The sequence below is a fragment of the Methanobrevibacter sp. genome (assembly GCF_045644645.1).
Lineage (GTDB): Archaea > Methanobacteriota > Methanobacteria > Methanobacteriales > Methanobacteriaceae > Methanocatella.
Genome location: NZ_JAZRHE010000122.1, coordinates 1 through 2,975, shown reverse-complemented (window position 1 = coordinate 2,975; position 2,975 = coordinate 1). Strand labels below are relative to the sequence as shown.

General features: G+C 30.7%; 3 protein-coding genes. 1 reads left to right on the top strand and 2 read right to left on the bottom strand.

What is annotated here, in order from left to right; all coding sequences use genetic code 11:
• Positions 1-60: 60 nt before the first annotated feature.
• The gene (locus ACKI4K_RS06810; RefSeq protein WP_407423542.1) at positions 61-1,173 is read left to right on the top strand and encodes a radical SAM protein; all 1,113 of its coding nucleotides are present in this window, start codon (positions 61-63) and stop codon (positions 1,171-1,173) included.
• Positions 1,174-1,349: 176 nt separating this feature from the next.
• On the opposite strand, the gene ACKI4K_RS06805 is transcribed toward ACKI4K_RS06810, so the two are convergent.
• On the bottom strand, positions 1,350-1,883 hold the full coding sequence (locus tag ACKI4K_RS06805; protein ID WP_407423540.1) for an AAA family ATPase: 534 nt from the start codon (positions 1,881-1,883) through the stop codon (positions 1,350-1,352).
• Positions 1,884-2,660, bottom strand: coding sequence for a ParA family protein (locus tag ACKI4K_RS06800; protein ID WP_407423538.1), 777 nt, complete (start codon positions 2,658-2,660; stop codon positions 1,884-1,886). It lies immediately after the preceding gene.
• Positions 2,661-2,975: the final 315 nt, after the last annotated feature.

Genomic DNA, 2,975 nt, shown 5'->3' with positions numbered 1-2,975 from the left:
TATTAGATATGTATATTGTAAAACTAATCATTATTTAATAGAACAGATAAAATAATAATCATGAGCACTTTAGAAAAGATGAAGATCTTAACAGATTCTGCACAATATGACCTTTGTGATTATGTAAGTCATAATAAAAGCTCCCAAGTAAATTTGCCTGGAATATATGAGGCTACAGGCCATAATGGGTGTAAGATTCCTCTTTTTAAAACTCTTTTAACAAATAAGTGTAAAAATGATTGCAAATATTGCATCAACCAATCAAAAAGAAACTTCACCAGACTTGAACTTTCACCGGAAGAACTTGCAAAGGCATTTCTCGGATATTACAACAGGGGAATTGTCAACGGATTGTTCCTAAGCTCCGGAATTTCAGGTGATGTCGACTCAACCATGGAAAAACAAATTGAAACTGTTCAAATTCTAAGAAAAAAATACGGTTATGATGACTATATTCACCTGAAAATTGTTCCTGGTGCCAGTAAAGATTCTATTAAAAGAGCAATGGCACTGGCAAACAGAGTCAGCATAAATATTGAAGCTGCAACAGCATCAGGTCTTGGCGAGTTATCATCAACCAAGGATTATAATAAAGACATTTTAAAAAGGCTATCATGGATTAACAGTTTAGAAAACGCAAGCACTACCTATCCAAATTCAACACATACTACACAGCTTATAGTAGGCGCAAATAACGAAAGCGACAAGGAAATCCTTGAAAGAATGGAAAAAATCTATAAGAAATCTGATTTAAAAAGAACTTATTTTTCAGCATTTACTCCAGTTGAAGGTACAGAATTCTCAGCTAGAGAAGCCTGTTCAACAGATAGAACAGCCAAACTATATAATGCAGATAGCCTACTCAATGATTATCGCTATAAAGTTAAGGAATTGGTATTTGATGAGAATGATAAACTGTCACTTGCAACAGATCCAAAGATTCTGGCTGCAAAAAATATGAATATATTCCCAGTAGAAATCAACAAAGCACCATTTGTGGACCTCATAAGAGTGCCTGGAATTGGGGTGAAATCTGCTCGTCAAATAATTTCTATTCGTAAAAAAATGCCATTTACAAAAAAAGAACAACTGAAAAAATTAGGCGTTGTAGTTGATAGAGCCGAACCATATATAAAAATAAGCGGTGAAATTCAGACCACATTCGATTTATAGAAATTTTTATTAATTATATTGAATTTAATACTTTTTTTGATATGAATAATTTAACAAGAAACCAATTAAAATAATAGAAAATTATCGCTATACAATATATTTTGTAAATTATACCATAGAATAACTTCAAGTGTAAAAATAGTCAATGAATAAAAAAATAGATTTAAAATTTGGGCTTAATAATCATCAAATAATGCCCATATTTCAGGATATTTTTTGGAAACAGCTTCATCAATTAGAATTGAAGCCTCTTTGGAAATACTGAATTCGGGTTCAGTTTTCCTTAAATATCTAAAAACAGCAGAAGACCTTGAGGACCAAAGGGTAATTCTCGGATTCTTGTCAACAATCTCCTTGACCTCAGCTATGTGTTCTTCCTGGATTTTGATTTCTTGTGATGTCTGTACAACCTCTTGGCTGCGTGTATCGCTATGTAAGTCTTCGGATGTTTCGCTATCTTCGTTATTTTCCTGATCATCTTCTAAAACCTCTTCATCATCTGTTGAAGAATCCTCTTCTTCTAATTGTTCTCTTTTTAACTGTTCAAATATATTTTCACTAGAATTATCTTCACCAGAAGTTTCATTTTCAACTTCTTCATTATCGTTTAACATGTCTTCAAGTGATTGGGGTGAATTACTATCAAAATCTTCATTATAAAAATCAGGAATTAAAGAATCCAATCCTTTACCAAGACCTTTTCTTGACATTTAATCCTCTCCATCTCTTTTAAGAATTTCCTTAGCTAATTTTAAATAAGCTTTAGTACCTGTACTTTCAGGGTCATATATTAAACAGGGTTTGCCGAAACTTGGAGCCTCGGCCAATCTGATATTTCTAGGAATGATAGTTTTAAAGAGTAAATCAGTATCACCAAAATAACTCTTAAGTTCTTTATGTACATCTTTACTTAGTCTAGTTCTTTTATCAAATAAAGTAAGGAGAATTCCTTTAATAGGTGTAGGACTTCGTAATCTTCTTTCAACTAATTTTATTGTATTAATTAAATCAGCTACCCCTTCAAGAGCATAATACTCAGCTTGGATAGGTATCAAAACACTATCGGAAGCTACTAATGCATTGACAGTAATTACACCTAATGAAGGAGGCAAATCGATAAAAATATAGTCAAATAACGGGACAACATCTTTTAATGTGTCTTTCAATACAATATGATAATTTTCACGTTTAGAGAGTTCCATTCCGGCACCACTCAGGGATATATTACTTGGGATAATAAACAAATTTTTTATAAACGTAGGAATTGTTGCTTTTTTAATATTAATATCCCCCATGATAGCATCATAAATTGTATTTTCTATTTTAGTCTTATCAATCCCAAAACTAGTTGTGGCATTAGCTTGAGGATCCATATCAACAACCAAAACAGATTTTCCTAAGACAGCTAGAGATGTTGCAGTATTAACAACAGTAGTTGTCTTTCCACAACCCCCTTTTTGATTCATCACCGCAATTACTTCACTCATTAAAGAATTCTCCTTTATCTGATAAATTTTAAGTTATCAGTTATGAATTTATAACTTAAAAATTTAAAGTTTAAAGGAATAATTCATAAATTATTCCATATAAGTTAAAAGGATTAAGTTATCTCTTTTAATTTAAAACTTAAAGGAAATAATTTATCAGTTCTAACTTCTAAGGGATAGGAATTAAGTTTTAAGTTAAAACTTTTAAATTATAAAAAATAAGTTTTAAGAAATAACTTATCATAACTAACTTTTAACTTATATGGAATAATTTATGAATTATTCCTTTAAACTTTAAATTTTTAAGTTATAAAT